This is a genomic window from Marinobacter goseongensis (assembly GCF_023156235.1).
GTDB classification, from domain to species: Bacteria; Pseudomonadota; Gammaproteobacteria; order Pseudomonadales; family Oleiphilaceae; genus Marinobacter; species Marinobacter goseongensis.
On the sequence record NZ_JAKZAI010000002.1, the window covers coordinates 15,297 to 34,697 of the forward strand.

19 protein-coding genes are annotated in these 19,401 nt (G+C 58.6%); 14 read left to right on the top strand and 5 right to left on the bottom strand.

What is annotated here, in order from left to right:
• The first annotated feature begins 31 nt into the window (after positions 1-31).
• From MLC70_RS00690 to MLC70_RS00700, 3 genes are read left to right on the top strand one after another with little or no spacing between them, the layout of a single operon-like run.
• Positions 32-430 carry a 6-pyruvoyl trahydropterin synthase family protein gene (locus MLC70_RS00690; protein WP_248181050.1) on the top strand — a complete coding sequence of 133 codons (399 nt, stop codon included), beginning with the start codon at positions 32-34 and terminating at the stop codon, positions 428-430.
• Positions 417-2,351: a glycosyltransferase gene (locus MLC70_RS00695; RefSeq protein WP_248181051.1), complete on the top strand. Its 1,935-nt coding sequence runs from the start codon at positions 417-419 to the stop codon at positions 2,349-2,351. Before MLC70_RS00690 ends, MLC70_RS00695 begins: the two co-directional genes overlap by 14 nt.
• Positions 2,344-3,306: a lysylphosphatidylglycerol synthase transmembrane domain-containing protein gene (locus MLC70_RS00700; protein ID WP_248181052.1), complete on the top strand. Its 963-nt coding sequence runs from the start codon at positions 2,344-2,346 to the stop codon at positions 3,304-3,306. The genes MLC70_RS00695 and MLC70_RS00700 overlap by 8 nt, the downstream gene beginning before the upstream one ends.
• Here MLC70_RS00700 and MLC70_RS00705 read toward each other — a convergent pair.
• Positions 3,281-4,177: a RibD family protein gene (locus tag MLC70_RS00705; RefSeq protein WP_248181053.1), complete on the bottom strand. Its 897-nt coding sequence runs from the start codon at positions 4,175-4,177 to the stop codon at positions 3,281-3,283. The two genes, MLC70_RS00700 and MLC70_RS00705, sit on opposite strands and share 26 nt — an antisense overlap.
• 162 nt (positions 4,178-4,339) lie before the next feature.
• On the opposite strand from MLC70_RS00705, the gene MLC70_RS00710 reads away from it, so the two are divergent.
• Complete coding sequence (locus tag MLC70_RS00710; protein ID WP_248181054.1) at positions 4,340-4,756, top strand: helix-turn-helix transcriptional regulator; 417 nt, start codon at positions 4,340-4,342, stop codon at positions 4,754-4,756.
• Between the two features lie 13 nt (positions 4,757-4,769).
• On the opposite strand, the gene galU is transcribed toward MLC70_RS00710, so the two are convergent.
• Positions 4,770-5,606 (bottom strand): UTP--glucose-1-phosphate uridylyltransferase GalU, encoded by an 837-nt coding sequence (gene galU / locus MLC70_RS00715; protein ID WP_248181055.1) that lies wholly within the window; start codon positions 5,604-5,606, stop codon positions 4,770-4,772.
• Between the two features lie 353 nt (positions 5,607-5,959).
• On the opposite strand from galU, the gene MLC70_RS00720 reads away from it, so the two are divergent.
• From MLC70_RS00720 to MLC70_RS00760, 10 genes are all read left to right on the top strand, one after another.
• Positions 5,960-7,135 carry a ShlB/FhaC/HecB family hemolysin secretion/activation protein gene (locus tag MLC70_RS00720; RefSeq protein ID WP_248181056.1) on the top strand — a complete coding sequence of 392 codons (1,176 nt, stop codon included), beginning with the start codon at positions 5,960-5,962 and terminating at the stop codon, positions 7,133-7,135.
• Between the two features lie 117 nt (positions 7,136-7,252).
• Positions 7,253-7,564 carry a glucan biosynthesis protein gene (locus tag MLC70_RS18710; RefSeq protein ID WP_427902078.1) on the top strand — a complete coding sequence of 104 codons (312 nt, stop codon included), beginning with the start codon at positions 7,253-7,255 and terminating at the stop codon, positions 7,562-7,564.
• A complete protein-coding gene (locus tag MLC70_RS18485) occupies positions 7,482-7,772 on the top strand; it encodes a glucan biosynthesis protein (RefSeq protein WP_345799525.1) in 291 nt (96 codons plus the stop codon). The genes MLC70_RS18710 and MLC70_RS18485 overlap by 83 nt, the downstream gene beginning before the upstream one ends.
• On the top strand, positions 7,715-7,852 hold the full coding sequence (locus MLC70_RS18625) for a hypothetical protein (RefSeq protein WP_248181057.1): 138 nt from the start codon (positions 7,715-7,717) through the stop codon (positions 7,850-7,852). The genes MLC70_RS18485 and MLC70_RS18625 overlap by 58 nt, the downstream gene beginning before the upstream one ends.
• 76 nt (positions 7,853-7,928) lie before the next feature.
• The gene (locus tag MLC70_RS00735; protein ID WP_248181058.1) at positions 7,929-8,609 is read left to right on the top strand and encodes a GntR family transcriptional regulator; all 681 of its coding nucleotides are present in this window, start codon (positions 7,929-7,931) and stop codon (positions 8,607-8,609) included.
• A gap of 71 nt (positions 8,610-8,680) precedes the next feature.
• Positions 8,681-9,568 (top strand): methylisocitrate lyase, encoded by an 888-nt coding sequence (gene prpB, locus MLC70_RS00740; protein WP_248181059.1) that lies wholly within the window; start codon positions 8,681-8,683, stop codon positions 9,566-9,568.
• Positions 9,569-9,687: 119 nt separating this feature from the next.
• Positions 9,688-10,815 (top strand): bifunctional 2-methylcitrate synthase/citrate synthase, encoded by a 1,128-nt coding sequence (prpC, locus tag MLC70_RS00745; protein WP_248181060.1) that lies wholly within the window; start codon positions 9,688-9,690, stop codon positions 10,813-10,815.
• An 11-nt stretch (positions 10,816-10,826) separates the two neighbouring features.
• Positions 10,827-13,439, top strand: a complete 2,613-nt coding sequence (gene acnD / locus MLC70_RS00750; protein ID WP_248181292.1) for a Fe/S-dependent 2-methylisocitrate dehydratase AcnD — start codon at positions 10,827-10,829, stop codon at positions 13,437-13,439.
• Complete coding sequence (gene prpF / locus MLC70_RS00755; RefSeq protein ID WP_248181061.1) at positions 13,436-14,614, top strand: 2-methylaconitate cis-trans isomerase PrpF; 1,179 nt, start codon at positions 13,436-13,438, stop codon at positions 14,612-14,614. The genes acnD and prpF overlap by 4 nt, the downstream gene beginning before the upstream one ends.
• 122 nt (positions 14,615-14,736) lie before the next feature.
• Positions 14,737-15,420 (top strand): PEP-CTERM sorting domain-containing protein, encoded by a 684-nt coding sequence (locus tag MLC70_RS00760; RefSeq protein ID WP_248181062.1) that lies wholly within the window; start codon positions 14,737-14,739, stop codon positions 15,418-15,420.
• A gap of 152 nt (positions 15,421-15,572) precedes the next feature.
• Here the strand turns inward: MLC70_RS00760 and MLC70_RS00765 are convergent, their stop codons facing one another.
• The 3 genes from MLC70_RS00765 to prsK all read right to left on the bottom strand — a co-directional run bounded on the left by MLC70_RS00765 (position 15,573) and on the right by prsK (position 19,350).
• A complete protein-coding gene (locus MLC70_RS00765; protein WP_248181063.1) occupies positions 15,573-15,818 on the bottom strand; it encodes a hypothetical protein in 246 nt (81 codons plus the stop codon).
• Positions 15,818-17,089: a PEP-CTERM-box response regulator transcription factor gene (gene prsR, locus MLC70_RS00770; RefSeq protein ID WP_345799524.1), complete on the bottom strand. Its 1,272-nt coding sequence runs from the start codon at positions 17,087-17,089 to the stop codon at positions 15,818-15,820. The genes MLC70_RS00765 and prsR overlap by 1 nt, the downstream gene beginning before the upstream one ends.
• 128 nt (positions 17,090-17,217) lie before the next feature.
• Positions 17,218-19,350 carry an XrtA/PEP-CTERM system histidine kinase PrsK gene (gene prsK, locus MLC70_RS00775; protein ID WP_248181064.1) on the bottom strand — a complete coding sequence of 711 codons (2,133 nt, stop codon included), beginning with the start codon at positions 19,348-19,350 and terminating at the stop codon, positions 17,218-17,220.
• Between the last annotated feature and the right edge of the window lie 51 nt (positions 19,351-19,401).

Sequence of the window (19,401 nt, forward strand, 5' to 3'; positions counted from 1 at the left end):
CACAGACACCCTTGAAGAGGTTTTTGCGTTTATGTACAGCCTGACCGTCAGAGATCATATGATGATTGCCCACAGCTTTCGGGGCGAAATCTTCGGGCCTGCCCAGGCGCTCCATGGCGCCACTTACGTTGTGGATGTCACGTTTGAGCGGCCGGAACTGGACAGCGACGATCTGATCGTGGATATCGGCCTGGCATCGGATGTGCTCAAGCAGGTGCTGGCGGACCTCAACATGAAAAACCTCGACGACATCGAGGAATTCCGTGGCCGCAACACCACCACTGAGTTTATGGCTCGTCAGGTGTTCGAGCGGCTGGCCGCAGCCGTCAGGGCGGGGCATCTGGGCAGCACCGGTGCGGGCCTGACCGGAATGAAAGTGACTCTCGGAGAGTCGCATCTGGCCTGGGCGAGTTTTCATGGCAGCCTTTGACGGCTCCGCTGTGCTGACCGTTCTTGTGCCGGGAGATCCGGACCAGAACACCGGCGGTTACCGCTACGTCGGCCGGGTGGTGAGCGCGTTGAATGACTCCGGGCACCGAGCCCGGGTGGTCGGGGTGGACGGACGGTTTCCCTGTCCGGACGACACGGCATTGGCAGCGGTCGATGAGCAACTGGCACAAATGGCCGATGGGGCAGTGGTGATCCTGGACGGTTTGACCATGGGTGGCATGCCGGAGGTCATTGAGCGCCATGCTGAACGATTGAATCTTGTTGCGCTGGTTCACCACCCACTGGCGGATGAAACCGGTCTGGAGCCGGATCAGCAGGCCTTGTTTTTCCGCAGTGAGCAACGGGCTCTGGCCGCTGTGCGTGGCGTTGTAGCAACCAGTGACTACACCGCTGCCCGATTGGCGGATTTCGGTGTGCCTGCAAAGCGGGTCAGGGTGGCGCGGCCCGGTGTGGACGCGCTACCGACCGATCATTCGGGGGCGGCCAGTGATACGGACGGTGATTCGGCAACCGTTGAACTGCTCTGTGTGGCCCACTTGTCGCCCCGCAAAGCGCAGTTGCAATTGGTGGAGGCTCTGGCCGGGCTGGCTCGGTCACCGTGGCATTGCACACTGATTGGTTCAGACCAGCGGCATGCTGAATATGCGGCTCGGGTAACCGAAGCTGTGGTATCGCTTGGACTGCAGAGCCGGATCACGGTCGCGGGGGAATTGGACAGCCGTGAGGTTGAACAGGCCTATCGATGCGCGGATCTTTTTGTTTTCCCCTCATTGTATGAAGGCTATGGCATGGCCATCGATGAAGCGCTGGCGGCAGGCCTGCCAGTGGTTACGTCTGACGGGGGCGCGTTGTCCCGCGTGACGGGTACGCCCGGGGTTCGCACGTATCCGGCCGATGATACCGATGCCTTGACCGGCTTGCTGAGCGAGTTGCTCGGTCAGCCCGAACGGCTGGTCGCTCTCAGGCGAGACCTCGAGTCTGCGTCAACCAGTGTGCAGACCTGGGAACATACAGCTGAAGCGTTTGTTCAGGCCCTGGCGGAGCTCACCGGTGAGCGTGACGCCACTCTGTTCGATGCCACCTGGCTGGCGTTGCGCGAACCGGCGGATCATCGTGCCCGTGATCGCGCCCTGACCGAGCAACTGGCGGGCTGGATGACCCGGCGCTACCAGGCCGATCAAGACCGGGCGCCGATAGCCATTGCCGATCTTGGCAGTGGTGGCGGCTCGAACGCCCGGTACCTGTCGCCACGCATCGGGGTGCCTCAGCACTGGACCCTGCTGGATCAGGACGCCGAGTTGATGGGAATTGCGGAGGCACGACTCGCGTCCCTGGACGTGCCCCTGAAGCCTGTGATTGCGGACCTGATGCCGGAGACACTGGCGCAATACCTGCCGATGGATGCCGAAGTCATTTCTGCCTCAGCGTTGATTGATCTTGTGTCCAGAGACTGGCTGGAGGCGTTGGCCGCAGCAGCAGCCGAGCGAAACGCGACGGTGTTCGTAGTGCTCAGTTACGATGGCCATTTCAGCCTTGTTCCCGAGCACCCGGACGATGGTCTGATCCGGCAACTGGTGAACGAGCACCAGCATGGCAACAAGGGCGCAGGTGCAGCGCTGGGGCCGGGCGCGACCGCGGTGTTGCAGCAATTGCTGGAGGTTCACGGTTATCGGGTGTCAACCGGCTATAGCCCTTGGCAACTGGAGGGGTCAGACGCGGAACTTCAGCTCGCCCTGATGGACGGTTGGTGCGCTGCGGCGACCGAACAGGCGCCGGCGATGGCGGAGCGTATCAGGGGATGGCTGAATGATCGGCGGCACCAGGCCGAGAGGGGCGAGCTCGCCGTCCAGGTCGGCCACCAGGACCTGTTGGCCTTCCCGTCGGGGGCAAGTGGTGGCTGAACAGGTCCCTCGGCTTGGCCCGCTGTGGCGTTGGGCCGCGACGGCACTGTTGCTGCTGGGGCTGCTCTGGTGGCTGGATGTGCCTGAACTGATGGCAGAGCTGGAGCGGTTCCAGCTCTGGGTTGTGGTACCGGCGCTGGCACTCACCGTGGTGCAGGTGTGCGTATCCGCGTGGCGCTGGCGTTTCACCGCCCGATGCCTGAGTCTCCAGCTGCCGCTGGGCGTGGCGGTCAAGGAATACTATCTCGCCACCTTTCTGAATCAGGTGTTACCGGGAGGGGTGCTGGGGGATGTGAATCGCGCGTGGCGGCACAGTCTCGACGCAGCCTCCCGCCTCGCATCTGTTCATGCGGTGGTCATCGAACGGTTGTCGGGGCAGGTGGTGTTGTTTGCCCTGGCCGCTCTGCTGATGGCGGCTGCATTCGCTTTCGGAGGGGGCGTTAACGGCCGCCCGGCCGCCACCCTGCCAGAGTCCGGAGCGATGGATACCTCCCGCCTGCTGTTTGCTCTGGCTATCTGTCTCGCTCTGTTAGCGGCGGCCGCCGTGATTTTCCGCACCCGCCTGTTGCGCTACGGACGCCAACTCGCGGGAGATATCCGAGCTGCGCTGCTGCGCTGGCCAGTATGGCTGATTCAGTTGGCTTCATCATTGCTGGTGGTGGGAAGTTATCTTGCGGTGTTCGTGGTTCTTGCCTTCGGCGCGGGCTACCTGGTCGATGTTGACTCGCTGTTGATACTGCTCGCTCTGTGCAGCGGTCTGCTGCTCAGTATGGTGATCCCGGTCACCGTGGCCGGTTGGGGGGTCCGGGAGGGCGCCGCAGCCGTTCTCTGGCCCCTGGCGGGCTTGCCCGCGGAACAGGGCGTTGCACTGAGTATCGGTTATGGCCTGCTGGTGCTGCTGTCCAGCTTGCCGGGCGCGGTGTTCACCTTCAGTTCGGCGGCAACTGCTCGCTGAAATCCAGATCAAACAACATGTCGGAACCCAGGTTGACCAGTTGCGCCCGGGGGCGAAGGGCATCGGATAGCAGATCGATCTCCGGCAGTGAGAAGGCCGGCCGGCCACTGCCGATGATCATCGGGGCAACCATCACATGCAGACGGTCCAGCAAACCGGCATTGAGGAAAGCGGATACCGTCAGCCCGCCGCCCTCGACGAACACCTTCCTCAGACCGAAATCGGACAACACCCGCAGTATGATTGCCGGTGCCGCGGGTGTGTCAGCGTGGGCGTCGCCAAGGCAGGGCACCTCGACAGGACCGGATTGCTCAAGCATACGGGCCGCAGCGGCCGGCGACGCCGGGGGGCAGTAATCGCCGGCGGTCAGCCTCAGTGTGGGCGCTTCGCCGTCAGTGAACAGATGGTGGTCATGCGGAACGCGGCGCTGACGATCGATCACCACGCGCACCGGGTTGGCCCCGGACGCTTTCCGGACTGTCAGACGGGGGTTATCGGTTGTGGCCGTGCCAGCGCCCACAATCACTGCGTCGGATATTGCGCGGATGCGGTGGAGATGGGTGATGCCGTCCTCACCATTGATGAAACGGGATGCTCCGGTGACGGTGGCAATGCGACCGTCCAGGCTCTGGCCCAGTTGGCCGACCACACGGCAGCCCGAAGCAGCCGCCAATGGTCGACACAGGGGGAGAAAAATCTTCAGCAGGTTGCGGGCACTTTCGGTCGCCGGTTTCAACAACTGCCAGTGGTTGCCATTGAGCTCCAGTGATGGCGCGTCATCGTCCGGCAATGAGAGTGTCACATTGGTACGGTTGACTGCATCCAGCACCAGATGCCAGGCAGAATGTGTATCAAGTAGTCGGGCAGCCATAGCGTATTTGTCCGTTGCCGATGGATTCAGTATAGGCAGATTGTGTATAAAGCTATATGTACGTTACATTTCCAGATTGATTCACTTTCACGGCTTAATTGCGGGACACCCGGACGGGTCTCCTCGGGCCAACCTGTGCTGACCAGGCTGAGGCAAAGCGCTATGCGGTACCTGCAATCCTTTCATCGACGCCTGCGGCAGATTCGCGAGAGCGGGCATTTGTCCCGGGAAGATGTGGCGCGTATGTGCGGCGTTGATGAGCCGCGTGTGGCCAGCTGGGAAGCGGCTGAGGTAAAACAGCGCAGCTATCCGGGAGTCACCGAGCTGCTCGATCTGTGCATCCGCACCGATACGCCGCTTGAACATGTTCTGGATCTGGATGCGGCCAGTGACACCGGTCAATTGCAGCTACCCGGTCTGGCATTCAGTCACAGCGACGACCTGGGCGTGGCCCTGGCGGAGCTGGAAAAGGAGTTGAATCGCGTTCAGATCTCGGAAGAGGAGGGCGAGTTGCTGCGCCGGTTCCGCAAAGCGTCCACTGAAAACCGGCGTATGATCCTGCAGATTCTGGGCCGGTAAACCGGCCCGTGCCTTACTTACCTTTCTTGTAAATGTTCTCGTATACGTAATTGGTGGCTTCCACGAAGCCGTCGATGCTTCCGCAATCGAACCGTCTCCCCTTGAATTTATACGCCAGCACACAGCCGTTCTTGGCCTGCTCAAGCAGGGCATCGGTGATTTGTACCTCGCCGTTCTTGCCCGGCGGCGTGCGCTCGATGATGTCGAAAATATCCGGTGTCAGTATGTAGCGGCCGATGATCGCGAGATTGCTGGGAGCGTCTTCCGGCGCCGGTTTTTCGACCATGTCGGTGATGCGGTAGAGGCCATCTTTCATCGATTCGCCGGCGATAACCCCGTATTTGTGGGTTTCATCCGAGGGCACCTCTTCGATGGCTACGATGGAGCAGCGGAACTGGTTGTAGAGCTTGACCATCTGGGTAAGCACACCTTCCCCGGTACCATCTTCAACACAGAAGTCATCCGCCAGTACCACGGCGAAGGGATTGTCGCCCACCAGATTCCGACCGGTAAGAATGGCATGGCCGAGGCCTTTCATCTCGTTCTGTCGGGTGAACGCAAACGAATTGTTGTCGATCAGCTCACGGATGGACGTCAGCAGTCCTTCTTTTCCGGAGCCGGCGATCTGATGCTCCAATTCGTAACTGATGTCGAAATGATCTTCGATGGCCCGCTTGCCGCGCCCTGTGACAAACCCGAACTCGTGTATTCCCGCGTCAGCAGCTTCTTCCACGCCGTACTGAACCAGCGGTTTGTTCACCACCGGCAGAATTTCCTTGGGCATTGCCTTGGTTGCCGGCAGGAAGCGGGTTCCGTACCCGGCAACCGGAAAGAGGCACTTCTTGATCATAACGTTGGTCCTTATGTCTGCTGCGATGCTCGGCCTGATGTGCAAGGTCAGTCACGAAGTGTGCCAAGTGTAACCAAGTTGTTGGTCTAAATGGAGGCTCGGGTACGGAAATGTAGAGATTGGTAAAACAGGGAACTCTGCAGATTTCTGTGTTGGCGATTGATTTGCATAGAAAAAACTTTTAAATAACATTGTAACTGACTGTATTTAAGTCATATTCTGTTTGTAAATTTTGGCAACAGCCGATGGATTTCTGTGCTCTGATGCCATACATTCCCCCCATGAAAAATAATTCAGACTCGCCGGCATTTCGTTAGAGCTGTAGCCGCCGTTCTATGGCAGGACTCTGTAACTTGAAATTTCATCTGTTGATCGCACTGTTGTGGTGCGCAGTCAGTCAGCCCCTCCAGGCCGCAGAGGGTGGCACCTGGTCGCGTAATGGTTGGCAGCCTGACACCGACCCGTTCGGGGTTGGTGTGGAGGCCTACCGGGAGGAGCGGGAGCACTGGCTGCGATCACGATTGAAATTCTCCGGAAAAACGGACATGAGCAGCGACGGCCGTGATGGGGCCTTGGGCCTGGCGGCAGACAGCCTGATCGGTCAGAGGGATGCGATCGGTTTCAATTACCGGGACTCCCGGTCCTACAAGGATGATACCGATTCCAGTGCCGCCTCCATCCGCTACCAGTTTCCGGCCGGTTCCAGTCAGTTACAGGTTGAGGCGGGCAGTTCCCGTTATGACCATGCGGTCAGCAGCGATTCGCATCGCTATTCCGCCGGGGGAGAATCCCGTGTGCTGGGCTTCGGTGCCAGCCGCTCACTGTTTTCACAGTTCGGCATGGACTTTGATGGTCTTGTCAGGCATCGCGGGCGCAATCATGTGTCGTTCGAGGAAGACGAACAGGTGTCCGAATCCCGTTACGAGTTGCAATCACTGGGGCTTGAAGCCCGGGGTGGCCACGAACTGCCTGGCGGTCTGTTCGCCAGCACCCACATCCACGCGCTCAGCGGCCGTGAACGCTCCGCAACCGATTACCCACTGGATCAGAACACCTCGGACGCAGGGCAGTTTTATAAAGTGGCCATGTCCGCGTCTGTCGAGCAGGCATTGTACCAATGGACGTGGCGGGTCAACGGCCGGTATCAGTTTGCCAATGAAGATTTGCCGGTCTCGGAATACCTGACGGTAGCTGGCCCTTCCATGCTCACCGGGTTCAATGGTCAGTCGGTGGCAGCGGTCCGTGGTGGCTGGCTTCGCTTTGATACCGTCAGCCCGCTCTGGCACATGCCTTTCACGGACGGTGTGCTGTCGAGCCTGAACGTTTCTTTGCTGCAGGGCTGGGTTCCGTATTCGGCCGTCCAGGCGGACCGCCACGGCATCGCCAGCGCGGGACAGGTGTCGCTGAAGATGCAGGGCAGGGCCTTCACCGCCAACGTCAGCGTGGGGCGGATGATCCGGGCTTCCACTACGGCGATGACCATGCCGGATCACCCGGACGTGCGGTTTTCATTGTCCATGGGCATCTGACCCATCCAGGGTGCCTTGCCGTTCACCGGCCAAGCCTTACGAACTTGTCACTTGAGAAAGCGTTGGCTGCAGATGCTACATTAGTGATCAGGAGATCATTAAAGGGAGCAGAACGCCATGGAGTCAGGCTCAAGATTACTTGCGTTGCTGCTACTGCCGTGCCTTATCTCAGCTACACCGGCCCAGGCTTTCGAGTTCAGTCAGGTCGTCGAAAAGGCGAAAGAGCTGGTAGCTGGCGATTACGCACCGCCACCTGTGGCTCCGGACTTTCTGCGAGATCTGGATTACCCCGAATATCAAGCGATCCGGTTCAACCCGGAGGACAGTCTCTGGCGAGTTCTACGATCTGAGGCCCCGCGCCTGGGTCGAGCCCCAGGCTTCGTGGGGTGCAGGCAGTGTGCTGCTGGTGGAAATCCCCACCCGGGATGAAACGTTCGATAACATCGTCGCTTTCTGGAAACCAGAACAGCCATTGGAGCCGGGTCAGGAATATTTGTACGCCTACACCCTGACCTGGCGCGCGGAGCCACCTAACCGGCCAACGGATCTGGCAATCGTCAGGGCCACCCGTACCGGGCCATGTTTGATCGGGTCCCGGACGATTCGTTGGAGCCCATCGATCTGCGTCTGCAACTGAAACTGGGCGAGCAGGTGCTGACAGAGACCTGGCTCTACCAGTACACGCCGCCTCCGCAAGAAGAGCGAGAGCTTTTCTAGTTTCGCATGGATTGTTGACAAAACGACCAGTCAGGCGTAGATTTCCGGCAATTAAAGTCACTATTGTTGACAAAATATGCCTGAAGACGTGATTCAAACCTACACCCGCGCCGACGAGGCTTTCGATTGTCTGCAAACAGCGATCGTAAAAGGGGATCTCGCACCCGGTGAGAAAATTGGTGAGGTGGAGCTCTGTTCCCGCTTCAACCTGACCCGCGGCCCCCTGCGTGAAGCTCTCGGTCGGCTTGAGTCCCGCGGTTTGCTGGTTCGCAGGCCTCACGCCGGTGTCAAAGTGGTGTCCGTCAGTACCGACGAACTCATGGAGTTGTACCGCATCCGTGAGGTGATGGAAGGGCTTGCAGCACGCCAGGCTGCAGAACGCATGACCGACGATGAAATCACCGCTCTCCATACTACCCTGGATGCACACGAGGCCATGATCGAACAGGCTCACGGCCAGGCCTACTATCAGGCCGAAGGGGATTACGATTTTCATCACCGCATTGCCACTGGAAGCCGCAACGCCAAACTCGCGCAAATGCTGCTCGGTGATCTTTACTATATGGTCCGGATGTATCGTTACCGGCTCAGTACGGCCTCCGGCCGGCCACACATGGCACTGGGTGAGCACCGTCGCATTGTGGAAGCGATCGCTCAACGGGACGGTGAACTGGCCGAATTCCTGATGAAGCGCCACATCAATGCCGCTCGCCGTAATATCGAGCGAAAGATTGCTGAGGGCGGCTTGACCATCTGATTCCGCAGGTCGGATTTGCGGCAGGCAATATCCGGCAACGAACATTCCAACAGACAGAGAGGCCCAACACCATGTCCAGAAAACTCAGCCCGGGCGCCCGCTTCCGCAAGGCCCTGAAAGACAACGCGCCATTGCAGATTGTCGGTACCATCAACGCCTACTCAGCCATGATGGCCGAACGGGTGGGGCACCAGGCCGTTTATCTGTCTGGTGGTGGCGTCGCAAACGCTTCCTATGGTCTGCCGGACCTCGGGATGACCTCACTGAATGACGTGGTCGAAGACGTCCGCCGCATCACCGCCGCCACCGATGTGCCATTGCTTGTGGATATTGATACCGGTTGGGGCGGCGCCTTCAACATCGCCCGCACCATTCAACAAATGGAGCGGGCTGGCGCCGCTGCCGTTCACATCGAAGACCAGGTGGCACAGAAACGCTGTGGTCACCGACCGAATAAGGAAATCGTTTCCCAGGAGGAAATGGTCGACCGTATCAAGGCTGCTGTGGATGCCCGTGAAGACGAAGACTTTTTCATCATGGCCCGCACCGATGCGTTCCAGAAAGAAGGCCTGGAAGCGGCGATTGAGCGCGCCAAAGCCTGTGTAGCGGCCGGAGCCGATGGCATCTTCGCCGAGGCGGTCACCGAGCTGGAACACTATCAGGCGTTTTCAGAAGCGCTGGATGTGCCGATTCTTGCCAACATCACCGAATTCGGCGCAACACCGCTGTATAACCGCAAAGAGCTGGCGGACGCGGGTGCTGACATGGTGCTGTACCCGTTGAGTGCCTTCCGCGCGATGAACAAGGCGGCACTGATGGTGTATGAGAACATCCTGGAAAAAGGTGACCAGAAAGACGTCGTTGATCTCATGCAGACCCGCATGGAGCTCTACGATTTCCTGAACTACCACGATTTCGAGCAGAAGCTGGACCAGCTGTTCCAGCAGAAAAAGGATTAACCCGTTGTTGGATTACGGCTTCGCCTGATCCAACCTACGAAGACTCAGGCAGTAACCGTAGGTCGGATTAGCCGCAGGCGTAATCCGACAACCGAGACAAGATGAGGGGAGAAAGACCAATGGCTGAAGCAAAACAACTGAGTGGTGCAGGTCTTCGCGGCCAGGTAGCGGGTGTAACCGCACTGTGTACCGTCGGCAAATCAGGCGCAGGCCTGACGTATCGTGGCTATGATATTGCCGAGCTGGCGGAAAACGCCCAGTTCGAGGAAGTGGCGTATCTGTTGTTGCGCGGCAAATTGCCGAACCGTCAGGAGCTCGACGCTTACAAGAAAAAGCTTCAGAGCCTGCGAGGCCTGCCTGCAGCGCTGAAAGCCGTACTTGAGCAGATTCCCAAAGACGCGCACCCGATGGATGTGATGCGCACCGGCTGTTCGATGCTGGGCAATCTGGAAACCGAGCAGGATTTCAGCGATCAGGACGACAAGATCGATCGCATGCTGGCGGTTTTTCCGTCCATCATCACCTACTGGTATCGCTTTGCCCATGAGGGCGTTCGCCTCGAAACCGAGAGTGATGTGGACTCCATCGGCGGACACTTCCTGGAACTGCTGCACAACAAGAAACCCAGTGAGTTGCATGAGCGTGTGATGAACGTGTCGCTGATTCTCTACGCCGAGCACGAGTTCAACGCCTCCACGTTCACCGCCCGGGTCTGTGCATCCACGCTGTCAGACATTCACAGCTGTGTGACAGGCGCGATTGGCTCCCTCCGGGGCCCTCTGCACGGTGGTGCCAACGAGGCCGCCATGGAGCTGATCCAGCGTTTCCAGACGGCCGACGAGGCCGAAGCGGGCCTGATGGGCATGCTGGAGCGCAAGGAAAAAATCATGGGCTTTGGTCACGCGATCTACAAGGAGTCGGATCCGCGGAACGCCATCATCAAGCACTGGTCCAAGAAACTGGCGGACGAAGTGGGAGACACCGTGCTTTATCCGGTATCCGAGCGCTGCGAAGCGGTGATGTGGCGCGAGAAGAAGCTGTTTTGTAACGCCGATTTCTTCCACGCCTCCGCCTACCATTTCATGGGTATCCCGACTGAACTGTTTACCCCGATTTTTGTTATGTCGCGGGTATCCGGTTGGACCGCTCACGTTAAAGAGCAGCGTGAGAACAACCGCATTATTCGCCCGAGCGCCGATTACACCGGCCCGGAACATGCGGAATGGTTGCCGATAGACAAGCGCTGAGGGAGTACATGATGAATATCGATTACCGTAAGGCACTTCCGGGCACCGACCTGGATTACTTCGATACGCGCCAGGCGGTGGAAGACATCCAGCCCGGCGCCTATGACAAGCTTCCGTACACGTCCAAGATTCTGGCTGAGCAGCTGGTTCGCCGCTGTGACCCCGAGGCGCTGACGGATTCCCTCAAACAGCTGATCGAGCGCAAGCGGGATCTGGATTTTCCCTGGTACCCCGCCCGTGTGGTGTGCCACGACATCCTGGGTCAGACCGCGCTGGTGGATCTTGCCGGCCTGCGTGATGCCATTGCCGAAAAAGGGGGGGATCCTGCCAAGGTCAACCCGGTAGTGCCCACGCAGCTGATCGTCGATCACTCGCTGGCCGTTGAGGCCCCGGGCTTTGATCCGGACGCGTTCGAGAAGAACCGCGCCATCGAGGATCGCCGCAATGACGACCGTTTCCACTTTATCAACTGGACCAAAACGGCCTTCAAGAATGTCGATGTGATCCCGCCGGGCAACGGCATCATGCATCAGATCAATCTGGAGAAGATGTCCCCGGTGATTCAGAACCGGCCCGATGGCGAAGGCAAGCGGGTAGCGTTTCCGGACACCTGTGTGGGCACGGACAGCCACACTCCGATGGTCGATGCCCTGGGTGTTATCTCTGTGGGCGTGGGTGGTCTTGAAGCCGAGAGCGTGATGCTGGGCCGTGCGTCGATGATGCGCCTGCCGGATATTGTGGGCGTTGAGCTCACCGGAAAACTGCAACCGGGCATCACCGGCACCGACATGGTTCTGGCCATTACCGAATTCCTGCGCAAGGAAAAGGTTGTCGGGGCCTATCTCGAGTTCTACGGCGAGGGCGCGGACAGCCTGACCGTGGGGGATCGTGCCACCATCTCCAATATGACGCCGGAGTACGGCGCGACTGCGGCGATGTTCTACATCGACGGTCAGACCATCGATTACCTGAAGCTGACTGGCCGTGAAGACGACCAGGTCGCGCTGGTGGAAACCTACGCCAAGGAGGCGGGTTTGTGGTCGGATGGCATGCGGAACGCGGAATACGAGCGGATACTGAAGTTTGACCTCTCCAGCGTACACCGCACCCTCGCGGGCCCGTCCAACCCCCACGCGCATCTGCCAACGTCGGAACTGGCTGCGCGGGGCATCGCTGGTGCCTGGGAGCAGGAAGAAGGCAAGATGCCGGATGGCGCATGCATCATTGCCGCCATCACCAGCTGTACCAACACCAGTAACCCCCGCAACATGGTGGCGGCCGGGCTGATTGCCCGCAATGCCAACAAGCTGGGTCTGACCCGTAAGCCCTGGGTGAAAACCTCTCTGGCACCGGGCTCCAAGACGGTGAAAATGTATCTGGAAGAAGCCCAACTGATGTCCGAACTGGAACAGCTCGGCTTCGGCGTCGTGGCATTCGCCTGTACCACCTGTAACGGCATGAGCGGTGCTCTGGATCCGGTGATCGAGAAGGAAATCATCGACCGGGATCTCTACGCCACCGCCGTGCTGTCCGGTAACCGTAACTTTGATGGCCGGATTCACCCCTACGCCAAGCAGGCGTTCCTGGCGTCACCACCGTTGGTGGTTGCCTACGCGATTGCCGGTACCATCCGTTTTGATATCGAGAAGGATATTCTGGGTCACGACAAGGATGGCAACCCGGTCACGCTGAAAGACATCTGGCCGGACGATGCGGAAATCGATGCGATCGTAAAAGCCAGCGTCAAGCCGGAACAGTTCCGCAGTACCTACATTCCGATGTTTGATGTCACCCGGGATGCCCAGGCCAACACCAACCCGCTGTACGACTGGCGGCCGCAGAGCACCTACATTCGCCGCCCGCCCTACTGGGAAGGTGGCATGGTGGGCGAGAAAACCCTCAAAGGCATGCGCCCGCTGGCGATCCTGCCGGACAACATCACCACCGACCACCTGTCACCATCCAACGCGATCATGATGAACAGCGCGGCGGGGGAGTACCTGCACAAGATGGGTGTACCCGAGGTGGACTTTAACTCCTACGCTACCCACCGGGGTGACCACCTGACCGCCCAGCGTGCCACCTTCGCCAACCCCAAACTGTTCAACGAAATGGTGCGGGATGACGAGGGTAACGTGAAGCAGGGCTCGTTGGCGCGGATTGAGCCGGAGGGCAAGGTGACCCGCATGTGGGAAGCCATCGAAACCTACATGGAGCGCAAGCAACCGCTGATCATTATCGCCGGTGCGGACTACGGCCAGGGCTCATCCCGTGACTGGGCCGCCAAGGGCGTTGCGCTGGCCGGTGTCGAGGCCATTGTTGCTGAGGGCTTCGAGCGGATCCACCGCACCAACCTGATCGGTATGGGGGTGGTGCCGCTGCAGTTCGAAGAAGGGACCACGCGCCAGACTCTGGCCCTCGATGGCACTGAAACCTACGATGTGGAGGGCACGCCGGCGCCCCGCGCCGAGCTGACCCTGGTTATCCATCGCAAGAATGGCAGTACCGAGCAGGTACCCGTGATTTGTCGACTGGATACCGCTGAGGAAGTGTCCATCTACAGTGCCGGCGGTGTACTGCAGCGCTTTGCCGAGGACTTCCTGCAATCGGAAGGTGCAGCATGACCCATCCCGCGCAAATCCGAGTGCGCGCCACCTATATGCGTGGCGGCACCAGCAAGGGGGTTTTCTTCCGGTTGCAGGACCTGCCAGACACGGCGCAAGTCCCGGGCGAGCCCCGGGACACGTTCCTGCTGCGGGTCATCGGCAGCCCGGATCCCTACCAGAAGCAGATCGACGGCATGGGCGGGGCGACCTCCAGCACCAGCAAAACGGTCATTCTGGCGGCGCCGACCCAACCGGATCACGATGTGGACTACCTGTTCGGTCAGGTGTCCATCGACAAGCCCTTTGTCGACTGGAGCGGTAACTGTGGCAACCTGACGGCGGCAGTCGGTGCGTTTGCCATCAACGGCGGTTTCGTGGCCAAAGAGCGCATCCCGCAAAACGGCATCTGCACGGTCCGGATCTGGCAGGCCAATATCGGCAAGACCATTGTCGCCCATGTGCCCATTACCGACGGGGAAGTGCAGGAAACCGGTGATTTCGAACTGGACGGCGTGACCTTCCCGGCCGCGGAGGTTCAGGTGGAATTCATGGATCCCGCAGACGGCGAAGGCTCCATGTTCCCTACCGGTAATCTGGTGGACGATCTGGAGGTGCCGGGTGTGGGCACGCTGAAAGCAACCTTGATCAACGCCGGTATTCCCACTATTTTCGTTAACGCCGAAGAGATCGGCTATAAGGGTACCGAACTGCAGGAGGACATCAATTCCGATCCTGTCGCTCTGGCGAAATTCGAATCCATCCGCGCTCACGGTGCGGTGAGGATGGGATTGATCAAGAGCACAGAGGAAGCCGCCAACCGCCAACACACCCCGAAAGTGGCGTTTGTGGCCAGGCCCTCGGATTACCTGTCCTCCAGTGGCAAATCCATCGGCGCCGGAGACGTGGACGTTCTGGTCAGAGCCCTGTCCATGGGGAAGCTGCACCACGCCATGATGGGAACCGCAGCCGTTGCCATTGCAACCGCCTCGGCGGTACCGGGAACGCTGGTGAACCTGGCAGCCGGGGGCGGAAACCGCTCCCAGGTGACCTTCGGCCACCCTTCGGGAACACTGCGGGTGGGCGCGGAAGCGCAAGAGCGGGATGGCGAGTGGACAGCCACCAAAGCCATCATGAGCCGCAGCGCGCGAATTCTGATGGAAGGGTGGGTGCGCGTGCCCGGGATTGTCGATTAAATTTACACATTCATAAATGAAGACAACTAACTAGCTGTAAAATAAGAATAAAAATAGTTGGCAAACTGTTTGCTACCTGTCGCTTGCACGATCATAACGTCAAGTTACACAGGAGCAGTAACATGAAAATGACTTCAAACCTTCTGGCCGCAGGATTGCTGGCCGGAACCTTCTCCATGGCGCATGCCGCGCCGATGAGTGTGTTCGATCTGAAAACCGATTCCGGCAATGCGGTATTCAGCGACACACTCGGAGAGGGTGATTTCTTCGATAACGGCGCAACCTTCGCCACACTTCAAGACACCGATGGCACCCAGGATTCAGCAGGTGCCTTTCTGCTTTTCGAATTTGCCGGGTTTGCCAACATCAACAGCTTCGGCATCTATGACGTACAGGACACCAGCCAGATGCTGCAGGTGTTTTCCGGTGGCGATGCGTCCGGTGGTCGCCAGGTCGAGTTTGATCTGGGTGCCGGCACCGCAGAGACCGTCTACGGTACGGCAAACATCGGAACCTCTTTCGGCTTTTATCTTCAGCGTGGCGACAACGTCTTCTACTCTGACGCCGGTCTGAACGGCGGCGTGGATATGACACGTATCTTCGACGTTACAGCGAGTCAGAATACTGCTTTTTACGGCAGCTCCCTGATCGTGGCCTTTGAAGATCTGATCGATGGCGATTTCGACTACAACGACCTGATTGTGGGTATCTCTGACGTCAAGGCTGTTCCTGAACCGGGTACGCTGGCCCTGTTTGGTCTCGGTCTGCTGGGCTTCGGTATGATGCGCAGAAGCAAGTCGGCCTGACTAATGTCACCCCGGGTAAACAGATTGTTCCGGGGTGTCAATCAATATTACGTTTCAAATTGTCAAAGTTGTTAACAGTGCGTTGCAGTATTGTAAAAATGCAGTAAACTTTGTTCATTTTCAGTCCTGATGCATCGGATGCGCAGGCGCTTTTACAGTGAGCAACAAAAGGAGTTGGCGTGGCCCACGTCAGATTGTTCAGGCACTACATTCACGTTCCTTTCGTAATACTGGGCCTTATCGACTTGGTGGTGTTGGCCTTCAGCTTCTGTATTGCCGTTTTTTTCCGGCATTTTGGTGAAGTTTCCTTCTTCCTCGATAATATCCAGTATCTGCTTCCCTCGGCCATTGCGTTCGGTGTGGCGAACCTTGTGGTGATGATTGCCCTGGGCGTTCATCAGTCGCGCCTGGAAGAGGGTATGTCCGGCATGATGTTGCGGACCATCTTTTCCCTGATCATTGGCGTTCCGGCGTCCGCGTTTATTTTTCTGCTTGGCAATGACTGGCTCTGGTATCTGGGGTTCAGCGACATCCTGACGTCGGCGTCGGTATTCGGGCTTTTCCTGTTGGGCATCTCCCGCACGTTCCCCGGCCACGGGTACTGGCTGATGGCGCAGATGGCGTCTTCGGTGAAAGAGAGGTTGGGGCGGTCCATCTGTTTGCCGAGGGTTTTCAGCAGCGACTGGGCGATAACCAGGGCATCGCCGTCGCGATCGCGCAGTGCGGGTACGTCCAGTGTGATTTCGCTGATCCGGTAGTAGAGATCTTCACGAAATTCAGCGCTATCGATGAGTTGGCGAACATCCCTATGGGTAGCGCACACGACCCGCACATCCACCGGAATGGGATTGACCGAACCGACACGATCGACCACGCGTTCCTGCAGAAAACGCAGCAATTTGGCTTGTAGCGCCATCGGCATGTCACCGATCTCGTCCAGAAACAGGGTGCCGCCGTTGGCGTGCTCGATCTTGCCTTTCTTGCTCTGGGTCGCCCCGGTGAATGAGCCCTTCTCGAATCCGAACAGTTCGCTCTCGAGGAGGTTTTCGGGAATCGCTGCGCAGTTAATGGCCGCAAAGGGCTTGGCAGCGCGATGGCTGAGATCATGAAGGGCGCGGGCCAGCAATTCCTTACCGGTGCCGGTCTCCCCGGTGATCAGTGTGGTGACATCCGTTGGTGCCACTTTTTCGAGGGTGCGGCAAATGCCGAGCATTTGCGGGCTGGCCGCAACGATGCCCTTGATGCTGGTGCCATTACGATGTTGGGAAAGCTCGCGGTTTTCTTTCTCAAGTTCCGCCAGACGGAAGGCGCGATGCACCACGAAGGTGAGTATTTCCGCATCCAGGGGTTTCTGGTAGAAGTCGCAAGCCCCCATGCCAATGGCCTTGACGGCGTTGTCCTTGTCTTCGCGGCCAGTAACCACGATGACCTTGGTCTGGGGTGACAGCCGAAGAATTTCCTCAAGCAGGCGGAATCCTTCGGAGGCGCCGCCCGCATCCGGTGGTAATCCGAGATCCAGGGTGACCACGTCGGGTTCCGTGCGTCGCAAGGTCGTCAGCGCAGATTCACGGTCGGCGGCGACAGTAACGTCAAGATCGTCACTGAAACACCATCGCATCTGGCTTTGCAGGCCCGGGTCGTCCTCTACGATTAACAGTCGTCTACTCACAACAGCTTAAATCCCTTTCTGTCTGTGACTGCATTGATGCCCAATGGCTCAATTCTTCCCTGCAGTGATTCTTAACCGAAGATTGACGCTTTGCAATGATTCCGTGAGCTGAATTTTGAAAACGACGGTTATTTGGCACTTTGTTCGGATTGTGGTTGTTCACAAACCGGTTTTTCCTGTATCGCGGGCTTTTCGTGCGAATCGGTAGCGGCCAGTGGGAAGCGCACGGAGAAGCACGAGCCAACACCCGGTTCGCTGGTTACATCAATATTGCCGCCTACTTTGCGCACATACTCTCTGGCCTGGTAGGCACCAATGCCCATTCCGGTCAGGCCCTTGGTGCTCTCGAAGGGCTTGAACAACTGGGAGCTGATAAAGTTCGGGGTCATGCCCGTGCCGGTGTCATGGATAAACAACACCACGTGATCACGGGCGTTCTTCAGGGTCAGAGTGATTTCGCCACTGGGAGGGGTTGCATCCTGGGCGTTCTGGATGAGATGACCGAGAATGCTGCGCAATTGCTCAGAGTCCGCTTCTATAAGGGCGGGTGAGGGTGTCCCGACCAGGTGTGGGGCCGGCTTCTGACGGTTGTAGTGCTCTACAAGGTCCTTCACCACATCGCGCAAATCCAGCACATCGGTGCTGTCGTTGTCCTCAAACGGCTTGCGAATGTGGTTAACCAGATTGGCCATCTTGCGTACAGCGTGATCGGTTGTCTGGATCATGTCGTCGATGAATGCCGGGTTGTTGCGGTGTCGGGGGGCGTTCTTCACCAGCAGCGATAGTTGGGCGATCAGAGTTTTGAGGTCATGAACCATGAAGGCGGATGCCTTACTGACCGCTTCAAACTGCATGGCGCGGGATAGCCGGCTCTGGGCGTCCGCCTGGGCGAGCAGGTTGCAGGTCTGCCGCGCAACCACCTTGATCAGGTCAAAATTTTCCCAGTTAAGTTCAACCGGCGCGTAGGGGTTACCGATCAGTGCAATGCCGTATAGCTCGTTTCCAAGGTAGAGTGGAATGATCAACCAGCCGTCGGCAATCCGGGTGATGGAGTCGGGGATCTCCAACAGGTTGTAGCGCACGGGATCTGATCGGTACTCATGAAGATCGATAATCCACTCCCGGTCACTGAAAAAGCGACCGATCTCGCTGTCTGCGTCAATGCTGGTAAACCGTGGGGCGGCAAGGTTAACTGCGGTTTTCAGCACATAGGCGTTCTGTTCGTCGCGAATCCACAGGGCACCTGCATTGCTTTCGACCAGACCAGCAAGAATCCGTATCACACGCTCCGGTAGCGGAGGTTCATCACCAAGGTTGGCCAGTTCCCGGGTCATGTTCAGCCACTGTTCGCGGTAATCGTACTTATAGTCGAAAAAGTTCTGGCTGATGAAGACCATCAGGCGTGATCGTACCCGGCGCGACATCAGCAGGGTGACCAGGAAGGTCAGTGCCACCGTCAGGAATAGCACCTGCAGGGCTTCACCCCATGCGCCGCCAAGCGCACGAACGTAGTAGCCGCCGACGGCGAGGAAAAGCAGGTAGGCACCGGCAAACATGAAGGTGCCGGCGTGAAACACCGCGGAGCGGGACAGCTGGAATTCGACCGGTTGTTTGCGGGTATTGATGGTGTTGATGGCGAACAGCGGCACGAGGGCCGCGTTGACCAGACCTCGGGCGTTCCAGAAGGAGTCTGAGACCTGGCCGAACAGGAGCGCATCGGCGTACATGAAGAAGTCGAACACGAACATGGCGGCAACGCCGATGCAGATGTACTTCATGCTGGAACGACCGAATGAAACGGCGTTGCGCCAGATCTGTTCCACCAGTGACAGGCCCATCAGTGAGAGCGCCATCTGACCCACTACTTTGGTTTTACCATTCAGCAGGTCGAGGTCAAAGGTGTACTCCAGTACCCCAAACCCCAGTAACAGCAACAGTAAGGTGATGGTAGCGGCGCCTAGCATGCGCCTCAGCCGACCCACGATGGGCGTCGAGCGGAAAGAGTCGCGGAGAAGGGCAAACAGGAGTGTGATCCAGGCCCCGTCTCTCAGGAGTTCAAGCAGGTAGCGGACGAAAAACGAAGGCTGACCCCAGAGGCTCTGGGCTGCCAGCGCGACTGCCCAGGTAACCGAGACAACGCATGCCAGCAGGAGCACGCGATCAACATCCCGGCGCAAGTAGCGGGAGGAAACAAGCAGGCCCAGCAGCGCGAATGCAAGCGCTGCCACAGAGTGACTGATAAAGCTGAAATCATTCAACATGCCGCGCGTCCTGCGTCGTCCTCATTCGATCCCTGACTTGCCCTGCCGGCC